The 253-nt window shown below is 66.8% G+C and carries 1 protein-coding gene; it reads left to right on the top strand.

What is annotated here, in order from left to right; all coding sequences use genetic code 11:
* Positions 1–253: GntR family transcriptional regulator (locus AC0L2O_RS37150; protein ID WP_473373248.1), on the top strand; the 253-nt coding region annotated here is incomplete at both ends.

The following is a 253-nucleotide window of genomic DNA, read 5'->3' as shown; positions in this document are numbered from 1 at the left end:
CCGCCAGTCGATCGTCCACGGTGACCTCGCGTTGGGTCAGCCTCTCTCTGAACGTCAGCTCGCCGACGATCTCGGCGTGTCGAAGACTCCCGTCAGAGAGGCGCTCGCCCAGCTCCGCGCCGAGGGCCTGGTGCTGATCTATCCGCAGCGCGGCGCCTTCGTCTTCACGCTGAGCGCTCGCGAGGTTCATCAGATCTGTGAATTCCGGAGTGCGGTAGAAACGGCGGCGCTGAGGCTCGCCATCGCGCGCGGC

The organism is Bradyrhizobium sp. Kon10 (assembly GCF_055807395.1).
The sequence above is the reverse complement of the archived record's forward strand: the minus strand, read 5'-3'. Positions and strand labels throughout refer to the sequence as shown.